Source organism: Candidatus Poseidoniia archaeon, assembly GCA_030748895.1.
Classification (GTDB): Archaea; Thermoplasmatota; Poseidoniia; order MGIII; family CG-Epi1; genus UBA8886.
In genome coordinates, this window is the sequence record JASMLC010000002.1 from 1 (window position 1) to 22,466 (window position 22,466).

General features: G+C 63.8%; 23 protein-coding genes and 1 tRNA gene. 14 read left to right on the top strand and 10 right to left on the bottom strand.

Features of this window, described 5'->3' with window-relative positions; genetic code table 11:
- Nucleotides 1-58: 58 nt before the first annotated feature.
- Entirely contained in the window at nt 59-448 is a 390-nt protein-coding gene (locus QGG57_00845) for an acyl-CoA thioesterase (protein MDP7006730.1), read from the bottom strand.
- Nucleotides 449-516: 68 nt separating this feature from the next.
- Between QGG57_00845 and QGG57_00850 the strand changes: the two genes are divergently transcribed.
- The 3 genes from QGG57_00850 (at nt 517) to QGG57_00860 (ending at nt 3,610) form a co-directional block, all read left to right on the top strand.
- A complete protein-coding gene (locus QGG57_00850) occupies nt 517-1,281 on the top strand; it encodes an isoaspartyl peptidase/L-asparaginase (GenBank protein MDP7006731.1) in 765 nt (254 codons plus the stop codon).
- 31 nt (nt 1,282-1,312) lie between these two features.
- Nucleotides 1,313-3,271, top strand: coding sequence for a hypothetical protein (locus tag QGG57_00855; protein MDP7006732.1), 1,959 nt, complete (start codon nt 1,313-1,315; stop codon nt 3,269-3,271).
- A gap of 84 nt (nt 3,272-3,355) precedes the next feature.
- Nucleotides 3,356-3,610, top strand: coding sequence for a hypothetical protein (locus tag QGG57_00860; GenBank protein MDP7006733.1), 255 nt, complete (start codon nt 3,356-3,358; stop codon nt 3,608-3,610).
- A 55-nt stretch (nt 3,611-3,665) separates the two neighbouring features.
- On the opposite strand, the gene QGG57_00865 is transcribed toward QGG57_00860, so the two are convergent.
- The 4 genes from QGG57_00865 to QGG57_00880 form a co-directional block, all read right to left on the bottom strand.
- Nucleotides 3,666-4,031 (bottom strand): hypothetical protein, encoded by a 366-nt coding sequence (locus tag QGG57_00865; GenBank protein MDP7006734.1) that lies wholly within the window; start codon nt 4,029-4,031, stop codon nt 3,666-3,668.
- 179 nt (nt 4,032-4,210) lie between these two features.
- Nucleotides 4,211-5,416 carry a DMT family transporter gene (locus QGG57_00870; protein MDP7006735.1) on the bottom strand — a complete coding sequence of 402 codons (1,206 nt, stop codon included), beginning with the start codon at nt 5,414-5,416 and terminating at the stop codon, nt 4,211-4,213.
- A gap of 21 nt (nt 5,417-5,437) precedes the next feature.
- Nucleotides 5,438-5,752, bottom strand: coding sequence for a thioredoxin family protein (locus tag QGG57_00875; protein ID MDP7006736.1), 315 nt, complete (start codon nt 5,750-5,752; stop codon nt 5,438-5,440).
- A 2-nt stretch (nt 5,753-5,754) separates the two neighbouring features.
- Nucleotides 5,755-6,600 carry a zinc metalloprotease HtpX gene (locus QGG57_00880; GenBank protein ID MDP7006737.1) on the bottom strand — a complete coding sequence of 282 codons (846 nt, stop codon included), beginning with the start codon at nt 6,598-6,600 and terminating at the stop codon, nt 5,755-5,757.
- Between the two features lie 84 nt (nt 6,601-6,684).
- Here QGG57_00880 and lonB point away from each other — a divergent pair, with 84 nt between their 5' ends.
- Nucleotides 6,685-8,640 (top strand): ATP-dependent protease LonB, encoded by a 1,956-nt coding sequence (lonB, locus tag QGG57_00885; GenBank protein ID MDP7006738.1) that lies wholly within the window; start codon nt 6,685-6,687, stop codon nt 8,638-8,640.
- On the opposite strand, the gene QGG57_00890 is transcribed toward lonB, so the two are convergent.
- Together QGG57_00890 and QGG57_00895 are read right to left on the bottom strand one after the other, a co-directional pair.
- The gene (locus QGG57_00890) at nt 8,637-9,452 is read right to left on the bottom strand and encodes a hypothetical protein (protein MDP7006739.1); all 816 of its coding nucleotides are present in this window, start codon (nt 9,450-9,452) and stop codon (nt 8,637-8,639) included. The two genes, lonB and QGG57_00890, sit on opposite strands and share 4 nt — an antisense overlap.
- Nucleotides 9,449-10,609 (bottom strand): glycosyltransferase family 4 protein, encoded by a 1,161-nt coding sequence (locus tag QGG57_00895; GenBank protein ID MDP7006740.1) that lies wholly within the window; start codon nt 10,607-10,609, stop codon nt 9,449-9,451. The genes QGG57_00890 and QGG57_00895 overlap by 4 nt, the downstream gene beginning before the upstream one ends.
- Between QGG57_00895 and QGG57_00900 the strand changes: the two genes are divergently transcribed.
- The gene (locus QGG57_00900; GenBank protein ID MDP7006741.1) at nt 10,599-11,699 is read left to right on the top strand and encodes a glycosyltransferase family 4 protein; all 1,101 of its coding nucleotides are present in this window, start codon (nt 10,599-10,601) and stop codon (nt 11,697-11,699) included. The genes QGG57_00895 and QGG57_00900 overlap by 11 nt on opposite strands.
- Here QGG57_00900 and QGG57_00905 read toward each other — a convergent pair.
- Nucleotides 11,672-12,736, bottom strand: coding sequence for a glycosyltransferase family 4 protein (locus QGG57_00905; GenBank protein ID MDP7006742.1), 1,065 nt, complete (start codon nt 12,734-12,736; stop codon nt 11,672-11,674). The genes QGG57_00900 and QGG57_00905 overlap by 28 nt on opposite strands.
- 51 nt (nt 12,737-12,787) lie before the next feature.
- Between QGG57_00905 and QGG57_00910 the strand changes: the two genes are divergently transcribed.
- Complete coding sequence (locus QGG57_00910) at nt 12,788-14,245, top strand: oligosaccharide flippase family protein (protein MDP7006743.1); 1,458 nt, start codon at nt 12,788-12,790, stop codon at nt 14,243-14,245.
- A 99-nt stretch (nt 14,246-14,344) separates the two neighbouring features.
- Nucleotides 14,345-15,433, top strand: a complete 1,089-nt coding sequence (locus tag QGG57_00915; GenBank protein ID MDP7006744.1) for a CDP-glycerol glycerophosphotransferase family protein — start codon at nt 14,345-14,347, stop codon at nt 15,431-15,433.
- 3 nt (nt 15,434-15,436) lie between these two features.
- Here QGG57_00915 and QGG57_00920 read toward each other — a convergent pair whose 3' ends face one another.
- Both QGG57_00920 and QGG57_00925 read right to left on the bottom strand, forming a co-directional pair.
- Nucleotides 15,437-15,880, bottom strand: a complete 444-nt coding sequence (locus QGG57_00920; GenBank protein ID MDP7006745.1) for an adenylyltransferase/cytidyltransferase family protein — start codon at nt 15,878-15,880, stop codon at nt 15,437-15,439.
- Nucleotides 15,881-15,917: 37 nt separating this feature from the next.
- A complete protein-coding gene (locus tag QGG57_00925; GenBank protein ID MDP7006746.1) occupies nt 15,918-17,429 on the bottom strand; it encodes a sialidase family protein in 1,512 nt (503 codons plus the stop codon).
- Between the two features lie 148 nt (nt 17,430-17,577).
- Between QGG57_00925 and QGG57_00930 the strand changes: the two genes are divergently transcribed.
- The 7 genes from QGG57_00930 (at nt 17,578) to QGG57_00960 (ending at nt 22,466) form a co-directional block, all read left to right on the top strand.
- Nucleotides 17,578-20,016, top strand: coding sequence for a hypothetical protein (locus QGG57_00930; protein MDP7006747.1), 2,439 nt, complete (start codon nt 17,578-17,580; stop codon nt 20,014-20,016).
- Between the two features lie 28 nt (nt 20,017-20,044).
- Nucleotides 20,045-20,120: transfer RNA gene (locus tag QGG57_00935), tRNA-Gln, on the top strand.
- A 92-nt stretch (nt 20,121-20,212) separates the two neighbouring features.
- Nucleotides 20,213-20,389, top strand: a complete 177-nt coding sequence (locus QGG57_00940) for a hypothetical protein (protein ID MDP7006748.1) — start codon at nt 20,213-20,215, stop codon at nt 20,387-20,389.
- Nucleotides 20,386-20,742, top strand: coding sequence for a PqqD family protein (locus QGG57_00945; GenBank protein ID MDP7006749.1), 357 nt, complete (start codon nt 20,386-20,388; stop codon nt 20,740-20,742). The genes QGG57_00940 and QGG57_00945 overlap by 4 nt, the downstream gene beginning before the upstream one ends.
- Complete coding sequence (locus QGG57_00950) at nt 20,739-20,879, top strand: hypothetical protein (protein ID MDP7006750.1); 141 nt, start codon at nt 20,739-20,741, stop codon at nt 20,877-20,879. Before QGG57_00945 ends, QGG57_00950 begins: the two co-directional genes overlap by 4 nt.
- Entirely contained in the window at nt 20,872-21,876 is a 1,005-nt protein-coding gene (dph2, locus tag QGG57_00955) for a diphthamide biosynthesis enzyme Dph2 (protein ID MDP7006751.1), read from the top strand. Before QGG57_00950 ends, dph2 begins: the two co-directional genes overlap by 8 nt.
- Nucleotides 21,877-21,914: 38 nt before the next feature.
- On the top strand, nt 21,915-22,466 hold the full coding sequence (locus QGG57_00960; GenBank protein ID MDP7006752.1) for a hypothetical protein: 552 nt from the start codon (nt 21,915-21,917) through the stop codon (nt 22,464-22,466).

The following is a 22,466-nucleotide window of genomic DNA, read 5'->3' on the forward strand; positions in this document are numbered from 1 at the left end:
GCCATTGCAAGGGTTGCGGGCGCTGCGAGCGTGACGGGGGCGCGTCCCCTGCTCCCACCTAATCCTGCGGGCGGCTGAGCGGGATCGGCTGGCAGTCGTCGCCGATGGCGACCATCGTGACGCGCGCCTCGGTCACCGGGATGAACTTGCCGCTCTCGGCGAACTGCCGCTGCGCCATGACGTTCACATCGACGCTGACCGAGCTCGTCCCGACGCGGTGCGTGGTGCAGTAGTAGGAAACGAGGTCGCCGACGAGGACCGGCTGCTTGAACTCGACCGAGTCCATCGCGATCGTCACGACTATCCCCACGTGGTGCCGGTGCGCCTCGATCGCGGCGGCCTGGTCAATCTGGCTCAGGATTACCCCGCCGAAGATGGTGCCGAAGGCGTTGGTGTCTTTTGGCATCATCAGCACGCGGATTACCGGCTGCCCCTCTCCATCGCTCATGGGCGGCGAACGGCGCGGTGCTTAAAGCCGAACCGTGCCGCCAAATAGCGCCTCCTTCTGCGCCGCGCATGCGCATCGTGGTCCACGGCGGCGCCGGCCATTCGCCGGAGGAGCAGGATGGCGTTGACGCCGCTGCCGAGGTCGGCTGGGAGCTGCTCGCCGGCGGCGCTGACGCGGTCAGCGCTGCGATCGCCGCGGTCGTTGCGCTCGAGGACGACCCGCGCTTCAACGCCGGCACCGGCTCCTGCCTGCGCGCCGACGGCTCGGTGCAGGTCGACGCGGCGGTGGCGTGCAGTGACGGCCGGCTGGGGACGGTCGCCGCTGTCGAAGATATCGCCAACCCGGTCCGCGTCGCGCGGCTGGTCATGGACGAGGAGTTCGACACGCTCGCCGGCAGTGGCGCGCGAGCGTACGCGCAGACCCATGGTATCACGCCGGCGCCGGTCACCGGCTCGCAGAGGAAATCGGCGACCGACACAGTCGGCGCTGTCGCGCTCGACGCCGAAGGCGTCTTCGCGGTGGCATCTTCGACCGGCGGCGTCAGCGGCCGCCCGGTGGGGCGCGTCGGCGATACGCCGCACTGGGGTGGCGGGCTCTGGACCGACGCGGGAATCGGGATTGCGGCGACCGGCATCGGCGAGGCGATTTCGCGCCGGCTGCTCTGCTTCCGCGTCGCGCAGAAGATGGCCAACGGCCTTTCGCTCGCCGAGGCGCTCGCGTGGGGCGTCGCGCTCTATCCCGCCGACGTGGAAATCGGGCTGATTGCGCTCTCCGAGGGTGAGGGCGTCGGAATCTCCAATGCGAGCATGCCGTGGGCGTTGCGGCAGGACTAAGTCTTTAATCACCGGTATTGTGGCCCGCGGCATGGAACTGACTCGGGAGCAGCAGCGTATAGCAGCGATTGCGATAGCGGGCCTGCTGACAGTTTCGCTGGCGTCTTTTGCCATCTTCAGCTTCAATGATAGTGATGACGATGGCAGCAGCCACTGGTCAGCTAACTGGGTTGACCCAGTCACAGAAATCACCGGTCCGGGAAACCACAACCACACCAACCTGTCCGAGCATTTCCTGGCGACCGACAACATGACCCTGATTGACTACCACAACCTCAACTGTGATGGGCAGTTGACTCCTCCTCCTGACCCAGAAAATGCATGGGTGGGTCGCCCTTGTGACAGTGGGTCCAAGAACACTGCACCGACTCCGGGTGACAACTCAGAGGTAACAATCGAGGGAGATTTCCCGGACTGCATTGAAGGCTGTTACGCATATGTAGCGGCATACAACCAGTTCCACATTCTGGATATTCGTGAACCGAACAATGTCCAGCAACTCTCAACATATTACGCTGATATCGCACGCATAATCGATATCAAGGTGACGCAGGACAACAATTGGGTACTCATCAACCACGAGCTGACTAACAGTGAACTTGATCCTATTCCAAACGGTACTGAGGTTAATTCTGGTGCGAACCGCCTCGATCTGATTGATGTCAGCAACAAGCGTTATCCAGTCAAGCGGGCCGAATGGAACAACCCGCCCGCGGGCTTCCACAACCAGGATGTTCATGTCTACTGTGACTGGTCCAACGCGCCACCAACCCAGCAGGATGAATGCCATGTCTTCCTGTTCGGAGCGGATCCCTACCCGGAAATTCCCGGGGGCGGGTATTACAAGGGCACGCAAATTTTCTGGGCTTCTGACTTCGGCAGCATCATCCCTGGTACGGGCAAGAACGAATCCAATCGGCTGATTGAGCGGCATGGAGCATATTCCCCGGAACCTGGAACGACGTGTGGCGGAACAGTTTTCAATCATGACAACGTCATCCACCGCCATCCCATTACTGACCAGCTCCTGCTCTATGCAGCATATTGGGATGCCGGCCTTCGAATCCTTGACGTGAGCTCTCCTCCACTAATCCCCGATCCGTGGGGTGAAACCACAGACGGCGTCGGTTGGCCACAGGGTAATGAGGTGGGCAGATGGATGGGGTGCTCTTCAGCGAGCGAGGGATGGTATGGCCCTGAGGGTGGTGGTCATGCCGGTATGACTGCTGAAGAGTGGACAAGTCCACCTGACGGTAACGGCAATATTCACTATGTTATCCCCTACGATCACCTGGTCTGCGAAGGTATCTACGCTGGCAGCCCGCAGCCGTGGCCTTCCAAGTGTGGTACTGGCTACGAGGACCCGAACTACGGTCTCAACTGGCGCCACTACACCCTCATTGCCCCTGAGTACGGCAGCAACGCCAACCACACTGGCTGGGTCTGGACGATTGACACGACCGACCCCGCCAAGCCGTTCCTGGTCTCAAAGTGGAGGCTGCCCGGCACTAGCATAAAAGTAGATGAGAACGGCAATGTCACTACGCATCCGCAGCACTACATCCCCGGCGGCTACATCTTCAGCCCGCACAACGGCGACACCGGGCTTGGCGGTAGCGTCTACTGGACGCACTACCACGGCGGCGCATGGGTTACCGACCATGGCGGTATCTGGAGCTCGATTGAGTGGGAGAACGGCAACCCCGAACCGGAGCTTGGATGGCAGGCAATCACCAGCCTCGGTACAACCCACTCGCGTGCTTACTATCTCTCGCACGGGCCTGACTGGATTGACGACCCGGCCACTGAGCTGGAGTACGACCTTGCTGACTGCTGGGCGTCATGCATTATTCCGTTCAACTGGGGGCTGCAGTTTGACCCGCGCGGCTACATCTACATCTCTGAGATGGTGAGCGGGCTCTACGTCGTGCAATACGACGATGACCGGCTACCGGGGTACCTGTTTCCGCCCCTCTATCCCGGCGCTTAACGGGGTCGAAGACAGTGCTAACCGCTATTAGCGCACGCTGCTCGCCAGCCATGGAGCTGCAGGCAGGCACTCACAGACGATGCGTTGCTGGCACGCTTCACCACCGCTCGCGAGCGCAACCGTGGCCTTGGGATGGCAGGTGCGACAGCACAGGTCGGACAGGCGCTTGGCATCGCGCTGGGATACCTGATGATGGGCTTTTTCCTCGACAGCGGGATGGCCAACCTGGACGCCTACCACTGGACCTACCGCGTCAACATCCTGTTCTGGGTAGCCGCCATCGGCTGTACCTGGTGGCTCTCGCAGAAGCTGCGTGGCGAACCGGGGCCAGAGGCATAAGCTCCGGAGCAGAAACCCCGAGCCGCTAACTCAGTAGTTCTACTTCCCTAGGTAGCTAGCGACGCTCCAAGTCCTCTGTGAGGCGATTGTAACGCTCCTCGGAGATGTAATCATCCCGGTTCAATTTTTCCAGTTTTTCCTGCTCTTTTTGATCCGAGTCCCGAGTCGTGGCTTCCTGCCCGGCGTCCGGTGAGTTCACCCCCATCATTCTGGGAACAATCTCCGAGATTAATGCCTGTGTTTCGCTGAGGTCAAGTTCACCGTCGGCATCCGAATCGTATTTCGCGAACAGCGCATCCGCGTCAAAGTCGCCGGGCCATCCCCCGTCCGATTTGGCCTGTTCGACCATCGTATCGTATTCCTCTTTCGACAGCTCCCCGTCACCATCACTGTCCCTTTCTGCCATGACCGCTTTTGCCATCATATATGTCAAGAATCTGAGAACGCTGGTAGGATCATAAATCGCGTAGAGTACTAGTAAAATACAAAATGACTGGGGAATTAGAAGAAAGACGGGGTCTTCACTAGTAATCCAGGATACGTATGTCCCAAGTAACACAATACAAAGAACAAAGGACAGTTCCCTGCGCGTGGGGTCTCTCAAGTTCCAACCACTAGGTCGAAGACCGCAATAATCGCCGCGGCGACCGCGACTGCACGAAGTGTCAGCAGCCACGCCTGCAGCTTCGCCTGCGCCGCCGTCTGCGGTTCGTCAATGGGACAGACGGCACCGCCAACCTCGCTCGTTGAAAAGGCGGCGTGGAAGACGCAGGTGCGGTCCCACGCCTCGAAAATACAGAGCCACCCGCCCGCCAGTGGCAGGAACAGCCCCCAGCTCCATGCTTCCGGCGCACCGGACTGGACCATCAATACCGCCCCGACGGCGGAGAATGCCACCAGTCCCCATCCGAGTCGCTCGCGTCTCCGTACGCCCGTGTCATCGATGTTGGAGCACGGTGTCCCCTCGGCGCGTGCGTAGCGAACCACCAGCCCCAGCAGGATGAGTCCACCGCCGACGATGGTGCGCTGGTCGATGACAGCGCCCCATGCTAGCAGTACCCAGATTGGATTCAGCACCGGCTCGATAAGTGAAATCAGCGACGCCTCCTGCGCCTTGATGTGGCGCACGCCGTTGGCGAACAGCCCGTAGGCGAGCGCCATCTGTACCGTTCCGAGCGCCCCGACCCAGACCCACTCTTCGCCCGCCAGCTGCCTCTCCTGTGTCAGTACGAACGGCAGCAGAACCAGTCCACTACAGACGAAGCAGAGAAACACAAGCCAGCCAGGATCTTCCTCTCGCAGGTAGCGCAGGCAGATGATTACGCCGGCATAGGTCACGCCCGCCCCGACCGCCAGCAGTGCACCGGTCGCTTGGGAGTTGCCGATAACGGCAGATCCAATCACGGCGACGCCCGCCAGCCCGCACGCTATGCCCGCGACGTTTGCGCGTTCAAGCCGCTCATTGAGCCAGAACGCGGAACCGAGCAGCACCCAGAAGGGTGCCAGATATTGCAGGAAGATGACGTTGCCCGCGTCAGTCGACGAGGTCATCGCCTGCACGTACAGGAGATTCATCGCAGCGAAGAATCCGACCAGCGGCAACAGCCCCGGCCGCCAGCGTACCTGTTTCCAGTCGACGAAGAGCGCTATCCCGCCCGCGGCGAAGAACGACCGCCAGCACGCCACCAGCAGTCCGCGCGCCTCCGGGTCGATGGCCTGGATGGCTGGTGCCTTGAGGAAGAAGCCGGAGAGGCTCCAGCAGACCGCCGCGGCCACGACCAGCAGCCGCCCCCGAGTCAACAGCACGCGCGGGCAGACAGGGGGGTGTTAAAGCGCCGCCCGCAGAGCATCGATATCTGCTCCGTTAAGGCCCACGTGCCGTGTGCCGTCACGACGCCATACGGCCACGCCGTCGCGGAACAGCACCATCGTCGGTACAACATTGAGCTCGAAATCGTCCCAGAGCGCGCTCTCTTCGTCGGTGACGTCGCCCATTGCCTTCTCCACTGAAAGCTCTGCTGTCTTGAACTCGGCCATGAAATCGCGGCAGTAGGGGCACCATTTGGCAGAGAAAGTGACCGCCAGCGTGCCATCGCGGGATAGCTTTGTACCATCAAAATCAGTGCCTGTGAGCCGTTCCATCCTTACAGCGCCTCGAGCGCGGCGATGCGCGCTTCCATTGGGGGGTGCGTCGAGAACATGCTCGAGAGCAGGTCGCCGCCGCGCAGCGGGTTGGCGATGCAGAGCGCCGCATGGGTCGGCGAGCCGACCTCCATCGGCCGGCGGGCGTTGCCATGCTCCAGCTTGCGCAGGGCGTTGACCAGCGCCCACGGCTTGTTGGTCAGCGCGGCAGCGGTCGCGTCCGCCTTGAACTCGCGCTGCCGCGAGACCGCCGCCTGCAACAGGAACGCCGCCAATGGAGCGGTAATGATGACCAGAATCAGCAGCGCCGGGTGGACGTTGCGGCCGCGGCCGAAGAGTGAGTTCCACCAGAGCATCCGCGCCGCGAAGGCAATCGCGCCCGCAATTGTCGCCGCGACAGCCATCACCAGCGTGTCACGGTTCTTGACGTGGCCCATCTCGTGCGCCATCACGCCTTCCAGCTCGTCGCGGTCGAGCATCCGCAGCAGCCCCTCGGTCGCCGCCACCACCGCGTGCTGCGGCGAGCGACCGGTCGCGAACGCGTTCGGCGTCTGCGACGGGACGATGGCGACGCGCGGCATCGGCAGGCCGTTCATCTGCGCCACCTTCTTCACGACGCCGAAGAGCTGTGGCGCCTCGCGCTCGTCGATGATGCGCGCGCGGTAGGCGCGCAGCACCAGCTTGTCGGACCAGAAGTAGCTGCCGATATTGATTAGCACCGCAATTATGAAGAACAGCGCCATCGCTCCTGTCGGTGAGGTGTCGTAATATGCTCCTGCAACGAGGCCGACGCCCATCATCAGCAGCGTCAGGAGCGTGAAGAGCAGCAGCAGCCGCAGGCGCGCCATCATGGCCGCCCGCTCACTGCCCCGGATAAAAACGTGCCGCCGCGACTCGAAACCTATATATCACTCGACAGTGCACCGGGGCAGATGGCGAAGAAGGCGAAGCCGCTGGCGGACCCGCGCAAGTGGGTCAAGAAGCTCGACCTCGAGGATACGAGCGACATCGCGGTGCCGAAGCAGCTGGTCGACCAGGTCATCGGGCAGGAGCCGGCGGTCGACATCATCCGCAAGGCGGCCGACCAGCGGCGCCACGTGATGCTCATCGGCGACCCCGGCACCGGCAAGTCGATGCTCGGCAACGCCATGGCCGAGCTGCTGCCGCCGGAAGAATTGCAGGACGTGCTGGTCTACCACAACCCCGAGGACAACAACGAGCCGCGCGTGCGGGTCGTCCCGTCGGGCAAGGGCAAGGAAATCGTCGATGTCCAGAAGGCGCAGGCGATGCTCGAGCGCGAACGCAAGTCGAAGTCGCAGATGCTCATCGTCTTCACGATAGTCGCCTTCGGGATTCTCTGGTTCGCGACGACCGGCTTCAAGGAGCCGATGGTCATCTTCTACTCGCTCATCGCCGCCGCCTTCATCTTCATGGCGCTGCGCTACACCAACCAGCGGCAGGAGAACGCGCTGGTTCCCAAGGGGCTGGTGCTCCACGACCGCGACGACGGCGCGCCCTTCGTCGACGCTACCGCTTCGCACGCCGGAGCGCTGCTGGGCGACGTGCGGCACGACCCGTTCCAGTCGGGCGGTCTCGAGACGCCGGCGCACGACCGCGTCGAGGCGGGTGGGATTCACCGCGCGCACCGCGGCGTGCTTTTCTGCGATGAAATCAATTTGCTGCGGATGGAGTCGCAGCAGTCGCTGCTGACCGCCATCCAGGAGAAGGAGTTCCCCATCACCGGCCAGTCGGAGCGCTCCGCCGGTGCGATGACGAAAACGGAGCCGGTGCCGTGCGACTTCGTGCTGGTGGCGGCGGGCAACCTTGACGCTATCCAGGGCATGCACCCGGCGCTGCGCAGCCGCATCCGCGGCTACGGCTACGAGGTGTTCATGAATTCGACGATTCCCGACACGCAGGAGAACCGCGAGAAATACGTCCGCTTCATCGCGCAGGAAGTCGCCAAGGACCAGAAAATCCCCCACTTCACGCGCGAGGCGATTGGCGAAGTGCTGGTCGAGGCGCAGCGGCGCGCCGGCCGCCAGAAGCATCTCTCGCTGCGGCTGCGCGAGCTGGGAGGGCTGGTACGCGTCGCGGGCGACATCGCGCGCGAGCTGGACGCCGAGACGGTCACGGCGGAGCACGTCGTGCGCGCCAAGCAGATTGCGCGACCGCTGGAGCAGCAGGTCGTCGACCGCTACGTCGAGCGCCGCCGCGACTACAAGACCTACATCACTGAAGGGGCGCATGTGGGGATGGTCAACGGGCTGGCAGTGATGGGCGCCGACTCGGGGCTCTCGGAGATGTCGGGCATCCTGATGCCCATCGTGGCGGAGGTGACGCCGGCCGCGTCGCGCTCCGAGGGGCGCACCGTCGCGACCGGCAAGCTGGGAGAAATCGCCAAGGAGGCGGTGCAGAACGTCTCGGCGCTGGTCAAGAAATATACGGGAGAGGACATCTCGAAATACGATATCCACGTCCAGTTCGTCGGCGCCTACGAAGGCGTCGAAGGCGACAGCGCGTCGGTGAGCATCGCCGCCGCGGTCATCTCCGCGCTGGAAGAGGCGGAGGTGGACCAGTCAATCGCGCTCACGGGGTCGCTCTCGGTGCGCGGGCAGGTGCTGCCAGTGGGCGGCGTCACCGCCAAGATTGAGGCTGCCGCCGAGGTGGGCATCCGCAAGGTGCTCATCCCCGAGGCCAATATGCAGGACGTGCTGCTCGAGTCGCACTACCGCGACAAAATCGAGGTGGTTCCGGTCGCGACGCTCAAGGATGTGCTCGACAATATCCTCATCGCCGGCCCCGGCAAGGAAGGCCTTCTGGAGAAGCTGGCACTGGCGCGCTTCCTGCCCGGCAAACTGCCGGGCACTTTGCCGAGTGCAGCCTAGAAGCGCCGCACTTCGCCGAACTGCTCCAGCTCGGCCGCGATGGGCTCAATATCTTCGTCGGTCACGACCACCGCGGTCCCGAGGTGCGCGACCGTTCCGACCGCGCCCATCGGCAGCTCTGCCAGCGCCGCGGCCGCTTCTGGCGGCATCAGCCCCGTGAGCTCACTGAAGAGCCGTCCCGCCTTGAGGAAGGCGCGCAACGTCGGCGCCGGCAGCGGGTGGGCGGTCGCGGCGCCGTTGATGATTTCGCGCCAGCCGTCGTCCCTGAGCACGTCGCCGGTGTTGCGCCCGTCGCCGCAGAGGCAGAGCGCCAGCGCGCCGTCGAGCGACGACGTCACGACGTCGCCGCCCACGCCCGGGCTGCGGCGCTGCACCAGCCGCGCGCCGGGGCCGTCGCGCAACGCCGCCGCCTGTGCCATCACGTCGCCGAGCCCCGTCGAGTGCTCGATTTCAGACTGGTGCGCGGCACGCGTCGCCTGCTCGAGGCCGACGCCCAGCTCGAGGCACGCCGCGAGCGCGGTCGCGCCCGACATCCCCATCCCGGCGCCGAGCGGCATTTCGCGCCGCAGCCAGAAGGTGAGCTTTTCGGGGCGGTCCAGCGCCAGCTCGACCGCGCGTCGCGTGACCGGGTCCTTCACCTTGCGTTTGCCTTCGTAGAATGCGATACTGGTACGCTTCGCCGGCTGCCGCTCGAGCGCGGCATAGGCGCCCTGCGGCAGGCAGATGCCGAGGCCGGTCGAGCCGTGCAGCAGCGGGTCGTCGTCGGGGTGAATGTGGAACAGCAGGCTCAGGTGCGCCGGCGCGAAGCTCATACGAATCTCGCATAGAGTTCGAGCGTCCGCGTGACGGTGCGCTCCCACGTGCGCTCGCGGAGTGCGAAAGCGTGCCCCGCCGCGCCAAGCCGCTCCATCAATCCCGGCGAGTCGAGCAGCCGCTTTACACCTGCGGCCATCTCGCCCGGTGGCGTCAGCAGTGCGTTCCCTGCGGTCGCTTCACGCACCGACGGCAGCGCGGTCGCCACGACGGGGAGGTGGCAGCCCATGTATTCGAAAATCTTCAGCGGCGAGAAGCCGTAGTCGCGCGTGGGGTAGGGCGCCAGCCCGAGGTCCGCTTCCGCCAGCAGCCGCGGCACGTCGGCGCGTTCCAGCCGGCCGATATGGTGCAGGTTAGGCAGCTCCGGCAGCGCCAGCCCGTAGCCGCCGCCAGCGATGACGACCGCCAGCTGCGGCAGCGCGCGCGCCAGCGCCAGCAGCTCGGCGGTTCCGTGCCACGGCCCCAGCGCTCCGACGAAGACCGCCAGCGGGCCGTCGAGGCCGAGCTGCTCGCGAATGCCGAGCGGCTCGGCTTCCTGCGTGAAGCGCCCTGACTCGTAGCCGTTCTGGATCGCTGCGAAGCCGGTCGCGTCGGGGTGCCAGTGCGCTGCCTGCTGCCGCAGCGTGCGGCTCACTGCAAAGCCACCGGTCGCCAGCGACACCTGCTCGCGGCACGACCGCCGCGCCGCTTCGAGGTAGGGCCAGGTCCGCGCCAGCCGGCTCGCCGTAGTCTCCGACCGCAGCCAGTTATCGTCAATCTGCAGTACCGACGGCACCCCCGCCCGCGCCGCCTCGCGGACGCCGGCCCCGGCGAAGAGGTAGCCGCGGTCGTGCACCAGGTCGAAGCCGCCCGCACCGAGCAGTTCGCGCACCCGCCCGGCGGCGAGCCGCGTGAATAGCAGTCGCTCTCCCGGCAGGCCACGGTCGGGCACCGGCTCGAGCTGCACGCCGTTCTCGCTGCGCGCGGTCCCGCAGCGGCAGAGCAGCGTCACCGCGACTCCCTGCGCTGCCAGCCCTTCGGCCAGCGCCAGCTGGTGCAGCGTCTGCCCCAGCGTGTCCGGCACTCGCACCGACGGCGCGACCATCAGCACCCGCACGTTGCCGGAGGCGGAGCGTCCGCTTTTAGGGGTGTCGCCTTCGGCGAGCGTGGCGCGCATCGGGGTAATCTGCGACCGCGAATTCCTGAAACCGTTCGACCAGCGCGTCTGGAAGGAGGCGCGCACGCTGGCCGACGCGGGCTACGACGTGGAAATTTTAACGCCCCACACATGCAATGAGGTGCAGGTGGTGGATGGCCTTATGGTGCGCTGCGTCTCGACCGCCGGCCCGCCCGGGGCGACCGCGCTGCGGCTGCTGCGGCTGGCGCTGCGCGGGCGCTACGATGCGTTCCACTGCCACGAGCTGGACCCGCTACTCTACGCGCTGCTTCTGCGACCGCTGACCGGGAAGCCGGTGGTATGGGACTGCCACGAGTACATGGTGCCGATGAAGCGTGAGCTGCAGGGGCCGCTGGCAGCGCAACTGACGGCGCTTGCCCTCGAAGTGGCTGCGCCTCGTGCCAGCGCCATCGTCACGGTTGACAACAGGCTTGGCCGCCGTCTTGCCAGGTATGGCCGGATTCTGGTCCTGCCCAACTATCCCCGCCTGGCGAACTTTCCATCAGTTTCCAGTTCCAGACCGGACGGTCCCCCGGTGATGCTCTATGTCGGTAGCCTGACCGAGCGCCGTGGTATCTTGGTGATGCTGGAGGCGTTGCGCCTGCTCCGGAAGTCATTTGACGTCCGACTGATGATTGCCGGTGGATTCTATGACGATAATCTGGAACAGAAATGCCATACGTTCGACCGGGAGCATGACTTGCAGGTGGAGTGGCTCGGGTGGGTAGACCACCGGGAACTGGCCGGAGTGGTGTCGCAGGCTAGCCTGGGATTGTCCCTGCTCCAGCCCACCGAGCGGTACCTGAAGGGACTGCCGACCAAGATTTTCGAATACCTGATTATGGGGCTCCCCGTCCTTTCGGCACGGGGACCGCTGCTGGACCGCCTGATTGCGTTGTCTGCCGCCGGCCTGTCAATAGAGTCCACGAGTCCCGCGACTGTGGCGGCTGGTATGCGGGAGCTGCTGTCCCGGGATGACCTGGCAACAATGGCCTCGAAGGGTCAACACATCGCACGAAAACTATTCACCTGGGATGCACGACAGGGCAAGCTGCCTGAGCTCTACGCGCGACTGCTGCAAAGTTCGTGATACAGTGCTTCAACGGTTGCGGCCGCTTCGTCCCAGCGCCAGTTTGCGTCAACGAGCGGCGGCCCCTGCTCCAGCGCCTGTTGCGACAGCCCCCCTTCGGTGAGCGCGCGAACCAGTGCCTTCGCCAGCGCATCCGCATCACCAGGAGGAAACAGGAGCACCGGCGCGCTGGTAGACGCCCATTGATGGTTGGCCTTGATGTCGCTGGCAACCAGGACTGCCCCGGAAGCCATTGCTTCGAGAGCCGTCAGCGGGATGCTGTCGGAAAGGGCTGGAGTAACCACCGCCCTCGCCCGGCCCATGAGATTTGCCAACTCATTTTCCGGCAAGAGACCGGGAAGGCTGACGTTTGGACCGGCATCTTCTAGCATCTCCGCAACTTCCTCCCGAAGTGGCCCGTTACCAGCTAGGATGAATCGTGCCTCTGGGACCTCCCTGATGACCTCGGGAATGGCTCTTGCCAGGCAAAGAGGGTCGTAAACGTCCCGGAAACCACGGCTGAATAACACCAAGAGTTCCTTGCGACCCGGCTTGAACAAATCACAATCTACTCCAAATATGAGGGAAAGCAAACGTTTCTCGTCAATCTTCCATTTCCGCAGGTTCTCCACGAGAACCGGCGGAGCAATCACCCGGTCCGCCCTCAGAGCAGTTTTATGGACTATTCTCGACAGTAGCCATGATTCATCCGGAGCTAACAGGACGTCAGAGCCCAGAGCCGTGACCACCACAGGATGGTGGCCGGCCCTGACCGCATAATTTCCATGATTGACAAGATTGAACCCGTGCACGACTTGCGGAGCAAAATCATCCAGCATCCTTCGCAACCGGCCGGTGGTCCGGCGCACGGCACTTCCGAGGGTGAAGAGGTAGCGGCGGTCAAGCGGCGGCTCTGGACCAAAATGGGTTGCACCATCGCCCTCCACGAGCGAAAAGAGCGCCACTTCGTGGCCGTGACCCTTGAGCCACTCCACCCAGCGGATGGTATGGATGCTGCGGGCGCTGGACACCACGGCAATACGCAGCGAAGAAGTCACGCCAGTCCATTTCGGACACCGTTATAGCCTGCTCCCCCCAGTATCTCAACCATGCTGGCCCGCAAGGTGGCTGTTCTCATCTATGGTCGCGCCATCGCGTTTGGCCTGAGTCTGGCTATTCCAATCGCCCTGACACGCCTGCTCATAAGAGATGAATATGGCACTTACCAGCAGCTGGTCCTGGTCTACGTCTCCATACAGGCGTTACTCCTGCTTGGAACGCCCCAGTCCCTGCAATATTTTTTCCCGCGTATGGAGGCCGCAGAACGGCCGCAGCTAATCCGACAGACCTGGGGATTGCTCGGACTGGCATCGCTGTTCGTCATCCTGCTCTTCGGGGCCGCCCAAGGGATGCTGGAAGTCTGGGAGCTCTCCCACCCGTTGAAACAGTATCTCCTCCTGCTGGGCGTTTACACCGGGTTGATGCTGCTGGTAACGCCATTCCAGAACCTGCTGGTGCTTGAAGACCGCGCCAAAGCAGCGATGTGGACCATGATTGGATTCAGCTTGCTGGACCTCGTTGTGCTCCCGCTCGCAGCGTGGCTGAATCCTAGCGCCATGGGGATGATTCACGGAATCCTGATTACTGCCACGATTAAGGTCCTGACGGTCCTGGCATACATTTTCCCACGATACTTGCGCCATGGCGTTTCTGGTGCAGCCTTCATGCGCGAGCAGCTGGCCTATGGCATTCCAGTGGGGCTTACTGCCCTGGTCTATGTTATCAACCTGAACATCGACAAATATCTTGTGGGTATATTCTTCTCGACGACGATTTTTGCGGTTTATTACATTGGGTCGCTCTGGTTCCCCATTTTCGGCTGGATAACCCAGTCCGCAGCCCAGGTGGTGACGCCCAGAATGTCTGCTGCGCATAAAGAAGGGCGACTTTCGGATATCGAAAAACTCTATAGCGAAAGCGTGCATACGCTGGCACTGGTATTCCTGCCCTTCGCGGTGGGGCTGGCTATAATCGCCCAGCCGCTGATTGTTTTCCTGTTCACGGCCGACTATTCTGGTGCCGTGCCTGTCTTCATGATTTACCTGCTCCTGTTGCCAAGCCGCCCGTTCAGCCTGGGTTGGGTCCTCATGGCTAGTGGACAGACACACTTCCTTTTCCGGCTGGCCGCCTCCATGTCCATAATCAACGTAATCCTCAGTTATACTCTGTTAGTTACGCTGGAAGGCGATATGCGCCTCCTGGGGATTCCCGTTGCTACGGTAGTAGTAGCCTGGCTATCAACGATATTTGTCATGCGCCAGACGGCTCGTACCCTGAAAATCCCTCTCTCCCGGCTCTGTCCCTGGAGGGCAATTGCTACTGCAACGCTGGTTTCGTTACTGGCTGGCGTACCCGCAGCATCACTCTGGGTCATCGGTCTCAGGGACGAAATCCTGCTGGCTGGTGGCCTGATAGTTTACTGCCTTGCGTTCCTGTGGCTTGCCTCCCGGTTTGGTGTGCTGGATATCCGGGACCGCAAGACCTTTCAGGCCCTGTGGCCATTCTGAAAAAGCAGGATAAACAAGCGACAAAGGAGCGAGGAAGAAAACTTGACCCCTCACCTGACATTTGAATTATTCCGCTATTTTCTGTTAATACTTGACCGTTTGTTTCCCAAGACTGAAAACCTGCTGCTCTTCCCGGTCCAAGACCGGCAGGAATTCCGTGATAACATTCGCTTCTTTCATGATTCAGCCTCCCGACACCCTGAATTTGAGTGTGTTATTCTCTGTTACCAGAAAGGAGGCTGGAATGGCGATGAGGCTATTTTCTTTCATAGTCTGGAGGGGTTGCTGGCCTGGTTGAGGGCCCGAATAATAATCATCCATCATGGCAGGGGTGACATACCATACTCGGATTCAATGGATTTCCGGAGGCGGAAATTAATCAACCTATGGCATGGTATCCCGGTCAAGGGAATCGGGTATACTGCCAAGAATGAAGACGAACAAACACTCAAGCAGCAATTTAAGGTCCCTAGGGCCACAATCTGTAGCTCAGAACTGGACCAGCTGGCAATGCAGGCCTCCTTCAGGCTGCCGCGGCAGAGTGTCTGGACCACGGGCCTGCCCCGAAATGACATGTTGCTCCAGGCTGAGAATGACCTTGCCCCGGACCTTCGGGAAGAGTCTGCCTGGTTCGAGGCAAAGCTCCAGGGCCGGAAAATGGTCCTGTACCTGCCCACCTGGAGGGAAGAGCTTGAGGACTTCACAGAATTTACCAGAGAACAATGCCGCAAGCTGGGTGAAATGCTGGAACGACATGATGCCGTATTTTGCGTGAAAAAACACCCGAATACACCGACCCTGGATTTTGATGGTATAGAGGTCCTTGATGTCTCTGATTCACCTTGCAGGGAGGTAGGTACCCTGCTCAGGCACGCCCACATCCTGGTAACCGATTATTCCAGTGCCTGGATTGACTACCTGTTGCTGGACCGCCCCGTTGTCAGCTACTGTTATGACTTGGAATCTTATATAGAAAATCGAGGCCTGCTCTATGACTACGAGTCTATTTTCCCCGGAAGACTCAACCAGACTTTTGACTCCTTCCTGGCTGAATTACAGAAGGCGTTGAATAATGGAACCCCTGACCGGCAGCAGGTTAGAGCGAAGCGCATTTTCCACAAGTATTGTGACGGGAATAATTCCCGGCGAGTTTGTGATTACCTGGCCAGCGAGCTCCGGGTTGCCTGATATTCAGTCCGTGTCCTCTCCGGGGGCTGACATTTCTCGCTCACGCAACTGGCTGCTACTGATGCCGGGAGTGTGGGGCAGCATGACTACCTGGATATTCCCTCGGTCGATTGCCGCCCGCCCCATGAAATCGATGTAGGGCTCCTTCTCCCAGTCGGTGCCGTGGAACAGGTGTGTAACCCCGTATTCGCGATAGAATGGTTCATGGTCGTTGTTATCGACCAGCACTACATGCTGGGCGATATCCAGAGCCTCGACAGCGGCCAGTCGCCACTGCTCGTCATACCTGATCGTCTGGGCCTTGTAGCGGGATGCAAAGTTGTCTGCTACCACCGCTACGATGAGGGCATCGCATTCCCCTGATGCCCGACGAATTATGTTTACGTGCCCCTCATGACAGTAATCGAAGACCCCTGCCAGGTATCCTGTCCGCACGTAGTCAGCCATACTGGTGGAAGCTGGAACTCGTTTATAGCAGGGGCGGTCAGGCCAGCTCGCCGCGGATGAACATCAGGTAGCGCTGCTCCTCGTCGGCTTCCCAGGGGTGCTGCCCGAGGTTGTACTGGTAGGCGATGTTGAGGCTGCCGTCGGGGGCGATGACTGCTTCGAAGAAGTCGTGCAGCGGGTGCAGGTCGTCGGCCGCCGCCTCCGCCTCGCTGGAAGTGTGCAGTGGTTGCGGGTCGGCCTTGAGGAACTCCAGCTGCTCGCCCACTTGCAGGTCGTCGGCGATGGCGCCGTAGAGGTACCAGCGGTCGCCGGAGGTGTGCTCACCGTGGGTGCCGTTGCCCTCGTTTGCGTAGTAGGCGAAGCCGAGCCGGTTTTCGGCGCCGAGGTCGATGGTGGGGTAGAGGAAGACCGCCTCGCGCGGGGTGACGTCCCAGTATTCCCATGTCACGCCGTAGTCGTCGCTGCGGCTGAGGTAGAGCGTCCCGGCCGCCCGGCCCCCCTCCGGGGACTCCTGCCAGGCGACCATCACGGTGCCGTTCTCCCCCGCCGCTATCCACGGATAGCCTTCGGGGTGCGAGCCCTCCAGCGGGCCGATTGTGACCGGCTCGGCCCAGTTGGCGCCCCAGTCGTCCGAGACCCATACCTTGACTCCGCCGCTGCCGCCGTTGTTTGCCTCCTGTACGATGTAGACGTGGGGTCCATCGGTCTCGGCAGCGATGTGCGCCCAGCCTCCCTCGATGACCCGTCCCTGGTCGAAGACTACCTGATCGCCGACGGTCGTGCCGCGGTAGTACCAGTAGCGGCCGACGCCGCTGGTTCCGTCGGTGAGCGGGATGCCCGGCACCGAGACGCCGTTGTTACCGAGGTAATGCACGACGCCGTCGCCGTGCGCGGTGACCCACGGCCGGTCGTCGGCGGTGGTAGATTGCAGCCGCTGACTGTTGGCGTGCGCGTTGCCGCCGTCGTCCCAGATGTGCAGCCAGTTGTCCTCGAGCGTCGTGTCGACAAAGTATACTCGCCCGTTGGCATCGACGCCGATGTCGCCCTCGTCACCGGGATACTGCGAGCCGAAATCGGCCGTCCCCCAGTCGTTCGGTGGCCCCCACGTTTCGCCGCCATCCTGCGAGACGAAGAACCACGAGGCGTAGTAGTCCCACGAGGTCTGCGCGCCGCCCGGCCACGGGAAGCCGCAGACGAACGGCCCCGGCCCGGGTGCCCCTCCCTCGCCGCCGCCAGGCCCACCATTGGGGCCGGACCAGCGCAGGTCCTTGTGTGCAGTGTAGTAGAGGTTGCCCTGCTGGTCGACGGCAATGCTCGGCTCGTAGCCGATGGCGTATTCCGGGTAAATCTGGCCGTTATCCTCGTCAACGCACTCGGACGCGCGCGGCAGCCAGACCGGCTCGCCCCACGTAAGGTAGTCGCCGCCGGGACTCCCCGGGCCACCCGGCAGTGGCTCCGCTTCACGCTCGTGCGTCGCGACCCAGTAGCCGCTTCCGGCGAGCAATAGCGCGACCGCGATGGCGAAGCCTCGCTCGGCAAGCTCCTGCATTATCTGCTTAGAATCCTGCCCGCTATTAACACCTACTCTAAGGGAAGTAACTTTATACGCCTCAGGAGATGCCCGCCGCCCGTCCCACGCGTTCTCCCGGCGACGTACTGCCGGAGGGTGCTGGCTGGCGGCGGCAGAGCAGGCGCACATGGTACAACCCCAGCGATACGGCAGCATCCGCGAATTCCTCGACAATCTGCCGCGCCAGCCCTGCATCTGGCAGCCGGAGAACCAGAACATCTGCGTCACCTGCCTGCGCATCAACGAGCCGGTCGCGCGAGTCTGCTCGGTCTGGACTCAGGCACTCGGCGACGCGCCGCTGGAAGAGCTTGATTTCGAGGAGGAAATGCGCTCGCTCCCGGCGGTCGAGAAGGTCGCCGAAAGCCCCGCCACACCGGGGCTGGTCGAGATAGACGTCGTCGGCGACTGGGACATGGAGCCGGCCACGGCCGCCCCCGTCGCGGCAGAGCCGGTCGTGGCCGAGCCCGCTGCCGAGCCATCCATCGCGGTAGTCGATATTGATACGGTCTCGCCGACAGAGCCTGCGGCTGCCGAAGAGCCCGCTGCGGAAGAGGCGGAGCCGGCGGAAGCTGGAGACGCGGAGGAGGACGAGCCGGTTGAGGTCGAAGCTGTCGCAGCCGAGGCGGTTGAAGTGGTTGAAGACGACGATACCGAGGCGGTCGCAGCCGCGGCAGCTCCCGTCGAGGAAAGCGAAGCTGGCGATGCTGAAGCTGGTGAAGATGCTGCGGTCCCGGAAGCGGTCGAAGTCGAAGCGGCGGAAGCCGACGAGGAAGTTGCGGAAGCCGCGCCGGCCGAGACCGACGCGGCTTCTGCCGACGCGCCGCCTGCGGGCACGTGGGGCAGCCGCCTGAAGTTCTGGGGCGGCGCTGCGGATGCCCCGGATGACGATACCGGTGACGAGCCTGTCGATGATACTGGCGAGCCTGCGGAGGATGCCGACGAACCCGCGCCTGCGGAAGATGCCGACGAACCCGCGCCTGCGGAGGAGGCCGACGAACCCGCGCCTGCGGAGGAGGCCGACGCCGAGGACGAATCCGAGGAGGAGCTGCCGACGGAGCCGGAGTCCGAAGCGCTACCCTCTGCCCCTTCGGACGCGCCGTTCGCCGTCGGTGAGGTGGTGAACCACGGCGTCTACGGTGGCGGCACGGTGCGCGAGTGCATCATGACCGGGAACCAGTGGTCGGTGCACATCGATTTCAACACTGGCCCCCGCACCATCCTGAGCCATTTCCTCGAAGGCAAAAGCGACGCTGAGGAGCTCGAACCGGCCGACGATTCGACTTGGGGTCGCGTCGGTGCTGGCCCGGAACCGGAGGACGCGCCCGAATCCCCGTCAGGCGACGATACGGTGGCCGGTGAGGACGAGGATGCTGGCGATGACGGCGATGAATCTCCGCCGGCCGCCGAACCCGTAGTGGAAGCTGCCGAGCCCGTAGAGGTGGAGGCAGTGGCTGTTGAAGCGGTCGCGGAGCCAGACGCGGAAGTCGCGCCGGTTGAAGTGGAGGCAGTAGAGGTCGCTGAGGAGGAAGCGGCTGAAGCGGAACCGGCCGAAGCCGAGTCGGTGGAGGCTGTGGCCGTCGAAGCGGTCGCGGAGCCCGAGCCCGAGCCGGAACCCGAGCCCGCCGTGGCCGAACCGATTGAAGTTGATGCGGAACCAGAGGCCGAAGCTGAGGAGGCTGAAGCCGTAACCGAGCCGGTCGTGGAGGAGGCGCCGGCCAACGATGCCGTCGAAGTTACTGAGGCGGAACCGGAGCCGGAGCCTGAGGCGAGCGAGGCCGAGCCCGAAGCGGCCGCTGACGCCGCTGCCGAGGTAGTCGAGGTTGAGGCTACTGATACTGCCGAGGCCGCCGACGATGCTGTTGAAGCTGCCGAAACTGAAGTAGCCGAGCCGATTGAAGCCGAAGCGGAACCGCTCGCGGCCGAGCCCGAGCCCGAAACGCCCGAGCTCGAGGCGTCCGCGGAGGCAGCTTCCGGCGAGAATCCATTCCAGCCGGGAGTGGAGGTGCATCACGAGTTCTTCGGGACTGGCGTCGTGCAGGAGAGCCGGCCCAAGGACGAGCACTGGCGGCTCGAGGTGGAGTTCAGCGACGGGGCGCAGCGGACGCTGCTCTCGTCATTCGTCACGCTGCCCGGGGAAGAGGCCGACGCGGAAGCTGCCGAGCCGGAGACGCCGGTGACGGCGGAGGAGCCGGAGGAAGCAGAGCCCGCCGAGGTCGCGCCGACAGTGACAGAGGAAGCGGAAGCAGAGCCGGAGCCCGAGCCGGAGCCCGAGCCAGCGGAAGTTGAACCTGAACCCGAACCGGAGCCCGTAGTAGCTGCGCCTGCCGATGCCGAGCCGGTCGCGGAGGCGCCGACGCCCGTCGAGCCAGTAATCATCGAGGCCGAGATGGTTGACGAGCCTCCCGTCGCAACGCCGGTCATCGAGCCGCAGGCGGTTCCGGAGGCCGACGACGAGGTGCCGCTGCTGGCGGAGCCGGTGGTGGTCGACTTGGGCGACCCCGGCGAGGAGAGCGACCCCGAGGTCTCGGCTGTCGGCTCGCTCGAGGCGAAGCGGCGCAAAGGGTAAATCCCCTGCGCAGCCGTGCCGCGGCCGTAGCCCCGTAGTGTAGCGGTCCATCATACGTGGCTCTGGACCACGTGACCCTGGTTCAAATCCGGGCGGGGCTACCACTTTTGCCCGTAACCTTGTGCTTAGTAAAATAGGAAATATTCGGCTTGCGAAGCTGGCGTTACCGTTTTTCACCGTGCTCTAGTAGCGCGCCATGGACCCTTGGCGCTTGCTGTTCGGCGTGCTGCTGCTGGCGACGCTGGCGACCGGCTGGACTGCGTGGGTTGCGCGGCACGCCTGGCGGGACCGCGAGCGGACGCTGCGCTGGTCGGCCGCGTCGGGCGGCTGCGCGCTGGCGATGATGCTGATGGTGGCGCTGGAGAAGGTGTGAGCGGTCCCGTTCCTTCGGCGGCGGTGCTGAACGCGCGGCCGCTGCGCAACGAGGAGAGTGCGAGCTGGGAGCTGGAGGATGGCTTGGCAGTCATCACCCACGCCAAGGAGTTCTCGCGGCTCGAAGGGTGGGTGCGCGACCGCATCGGCGGGCCGGGGGAGCTGCGGCGGCCGCTCGACCGCTTCACCACCTTCCTGTGGCTGAAGTGCGACGGCGCGCACACGGTCGCCGGTCTGGTTGCGGCGCTCGAGGCGGAGTTTGGCGAGGAGGCGGCCCCCGCCGCGGAACGGGTGCAGAAGTGGCTGCAGCGGATGCTCGAGCTGGGGCTGCTGCGGCTGGAGTCTGGAAAATGAGGGTGCTGCGCTGCCCCGACTGCGGCTCGACCGATATTGACTACGAGGCGGGGCTGGTCACCGGCAGTAAATACCGCTGCCAGAAATGCGGTTACATGGGGGCGCTGGTAATCGAGGAGGAAATCCCGGATGGCTGAACCGCGCTTCGATTGGGAGAGCGGCATCGACGCGCTGGCGCCGCATCTTTCCGGCGCGAAGCGCATCGGGCTGCAGGTTCCCGAGGGGCTGCGCCCGCGCGCGCCTGACATCGTAGCGCGGCTGGCGCAGCTGAGCGGCGCAGAGGTGCTGTTGTGGGGCGACCCCACCTTCGGCGCCTGCGACCTGGCCGACCGCCCGCTCTCGGAAGTGGGCGTCGACGCGCTGGTGCATCTCGGCCACCTGCCGATGCCGTATCACGCCGACTGCTATGCGGTGCCGGTGCACTTCGTCCCGGTGCAGCACATCGGCGCGCTCGTGCTCCCCCGCAAGGCCATCGCCCGACTGCACGAGCTGCTGCCAGAGGCCATCGGTGTCGTTACGACCGCGCAGCACTTGCACTTGCTCGGGGAGCTGCAGGAGCGGCTCGCCACGGCGGGCTTCGCGCCCGAGGTGGGCGAAGGCGGCCCGCGGCTAGCGGCGCCGGGGCAGCTGCTCGGCTGCAACTCGGCGGCGGCGCGCACGCTTGACGTTCCCGGCTATCTCTATCTTGGCACCGGCATCTTCCACCCGCTGACCGTCGCGCTCTCGACCGGCAAGCCGGTGGTGTGCCTTGACCCGCACAGCGGTGCGGTGACGGCGGCGGACGCCGATCGCTTCCTGCGGCAGCGCTACGCGGCGATTGTCGCGGGTGGGCGGGCGCAGCGCTGGGCGGTGATGTTCTCGACGCAAATCGGCCAGGAGCGGCTGGCGCTGGCGGAGCGCCTGGCGGGGGAGCTGCGCGACGCGGGCCACGAAGCGCTGCTCATCGGCGGCATCCACCAGTCCGAAGGCCAGCTCGCGGGGCTTGGCATCGGCGCGGCGGTGATTACCGCCTGCCCGCGGGTCGCCATCGAGGATGGCCCGACGTGGAGCATCCCACTACTGACGGTGCCGGAGCTGCAAATCCTGCTCGGAAGGCGCGAGTCGGAGCCATATCCCTTCGATGAATTCCCGTAACGCCAATCTCTTAAAGTGGGAGCAGGACTCGCCGGCCGATGGCTGCGCTGCAAGTCGAGAACGTTATCGCCTCCTCGAGCCTCGGCAAGGAGGTTGAACTGGTGCGGCTCGGGAGCGAGCTGGAGCACGCCCAGTATACCCGCGGGCTGACTCCTTCCGTGATTGTTGACCTTGACGGCGACGGCGCTGGCGGGCGTACCGGACTGGTGTTCGGCAGCGGCAAGCTCTACGTCACGGGCGTCGAGGACCTGACTGCCGGCCGCGAGGCGGTCACGCAGCTCCGCAAGGCCATCAAGGCGCTTGACCCCAAGGTGAGCCTGCGCAAGGGCGTCAAGCTGGAGAATATGGTGACGCGCGCCGACTTGGGTACGACGCTCGACCTGGCCGCAATCGCGGCGGCTGTCCCCGCTGCCGACTACGACCCGGCCCGCTTCACGGGGGTGGTGATGCGGCTCGACGAACCTTCCGCCAGTTTCATCCTCTTCCGCTCCGGCATCGTGGTTGTAACCGACGTCAGCAGCGAAACTCGTGCCCGCAGCGCACTGAAGGCGCTCAACAAGTTCCTGCATGCGGCGTCACTGATTGGGTAA

Coding starts and splice junctions, on each gene's coding strand:
- QGG57_00845 (MDP7006730.1), bottom strand. CDS start 448: ATGAGCGATGGAGAGGGGCAGCCGGTAATCCGCGTGCTGATGATGCCA.
- QGG57_00850 (MDP7006731.1), top strand. CDS start 517: ATGCGCATCGTGGTCCACGGCGGCGCCGGCCATTCGCCGGAGGAGCAG.
- QGG57_00855 (MDP7006732.1), top strand. CDS start 1,313: ATGGAACTGACTCGGGAGCAGCAGCGTATAGCAGCGATTGCGATAGCG.
- QGG57_00865 (MDP7006734.1), bottom strand. CDS start 4,031: ATGGCAAAAGCGGTCATGGCAGAAAGGGACAGTGATGGTGACGGGGAG.
- QGG57_00875 (MDP7006736.1), bottom strand. CDS start 5,752: ATGGAACGGCTCACAGGCACTGATTTTGATGGTACAAAGCTATCCCGC.
- QGG57_00880 (MDP7006737.1), bottom strand. CDS start 6,600: ATGGCGCGCCTGCGGCTGCTGCTGCTCTTCACGCTCCTGACGCTGCTG.
- lonB (MDP7006738.1), top strand. CDS start 6,685: ATGGCGAAGAAGGCGAAGCCGCTGGCGGACCCGCGCAAGTGGGTCAAG.
- QGG57_00890 (MDP7006739.1), bottom strand. CDS start 9,452: ATGAGCTTCGCGCCGGCGCACCTGAGCCTGCTGTTCCACATTCACCCC.
- QGG57_00895 (MDP7006740.1), bottom strand. CDS start 10,609: ATGCGCGCCACGCTCGCCGAAGGCGACACCCCTAAAAGCGGACGCTCC.
- QGG57_00910 (MDP7006743.1), top strand. CDS start 12,788: ATGCTGGCCCGCAAGGTGGCTGTTCTCATCTATGGTCGCGCCATCGCG.
- QGG57_00920 (MDP7006745.1), bottom strand. CDS start 15,880: ATGGCTGACTACGTGCGGACAGGATACCTGGCAGGGGTCTTCGATTAC.
- QGG57_00925 (MDP7006746.1), bottom strand. CDS start 17,429: ATGCAGGAGCTTGCCGAGCGAGGCTTCGCCATCGCGGTCGCGCTATTG.
- QGG57_00930 (MDP7006747.1), top strand. CDS start 17,578: ATGGTACAACCCCAGCGATACGGCAGCATCCGCGAATTCCTCGACAAT.
- QGG57_00940 (MDP7006748.1), top strand. CDS start 20,213: ATGGACCCTTGGCGCTTGCTGTTCGGCGTGCTGCTGCTGGCGACGCTG.
- QGG57_00950 (MDP7006750.1), top strand. CDS start 20,739: ATGAGGGTGCTGCGCTGCCCCGACTGCGGCTCGACCGATATTGACTAC.
- dph2 (MDP7006751.1), top strand. CDS start 20,872: ATGGCTGAACCGCGCTTCGATTGGGAGAGCGGCATCGACGCGCTGGCG.
- QGG57_00960 (MDP7006752.1), top strand. CDS start 21,915: ATGGCTGCGCTGCAAGTCGAGAACGTTATCGCCTCCTCGAGCCTCGGC.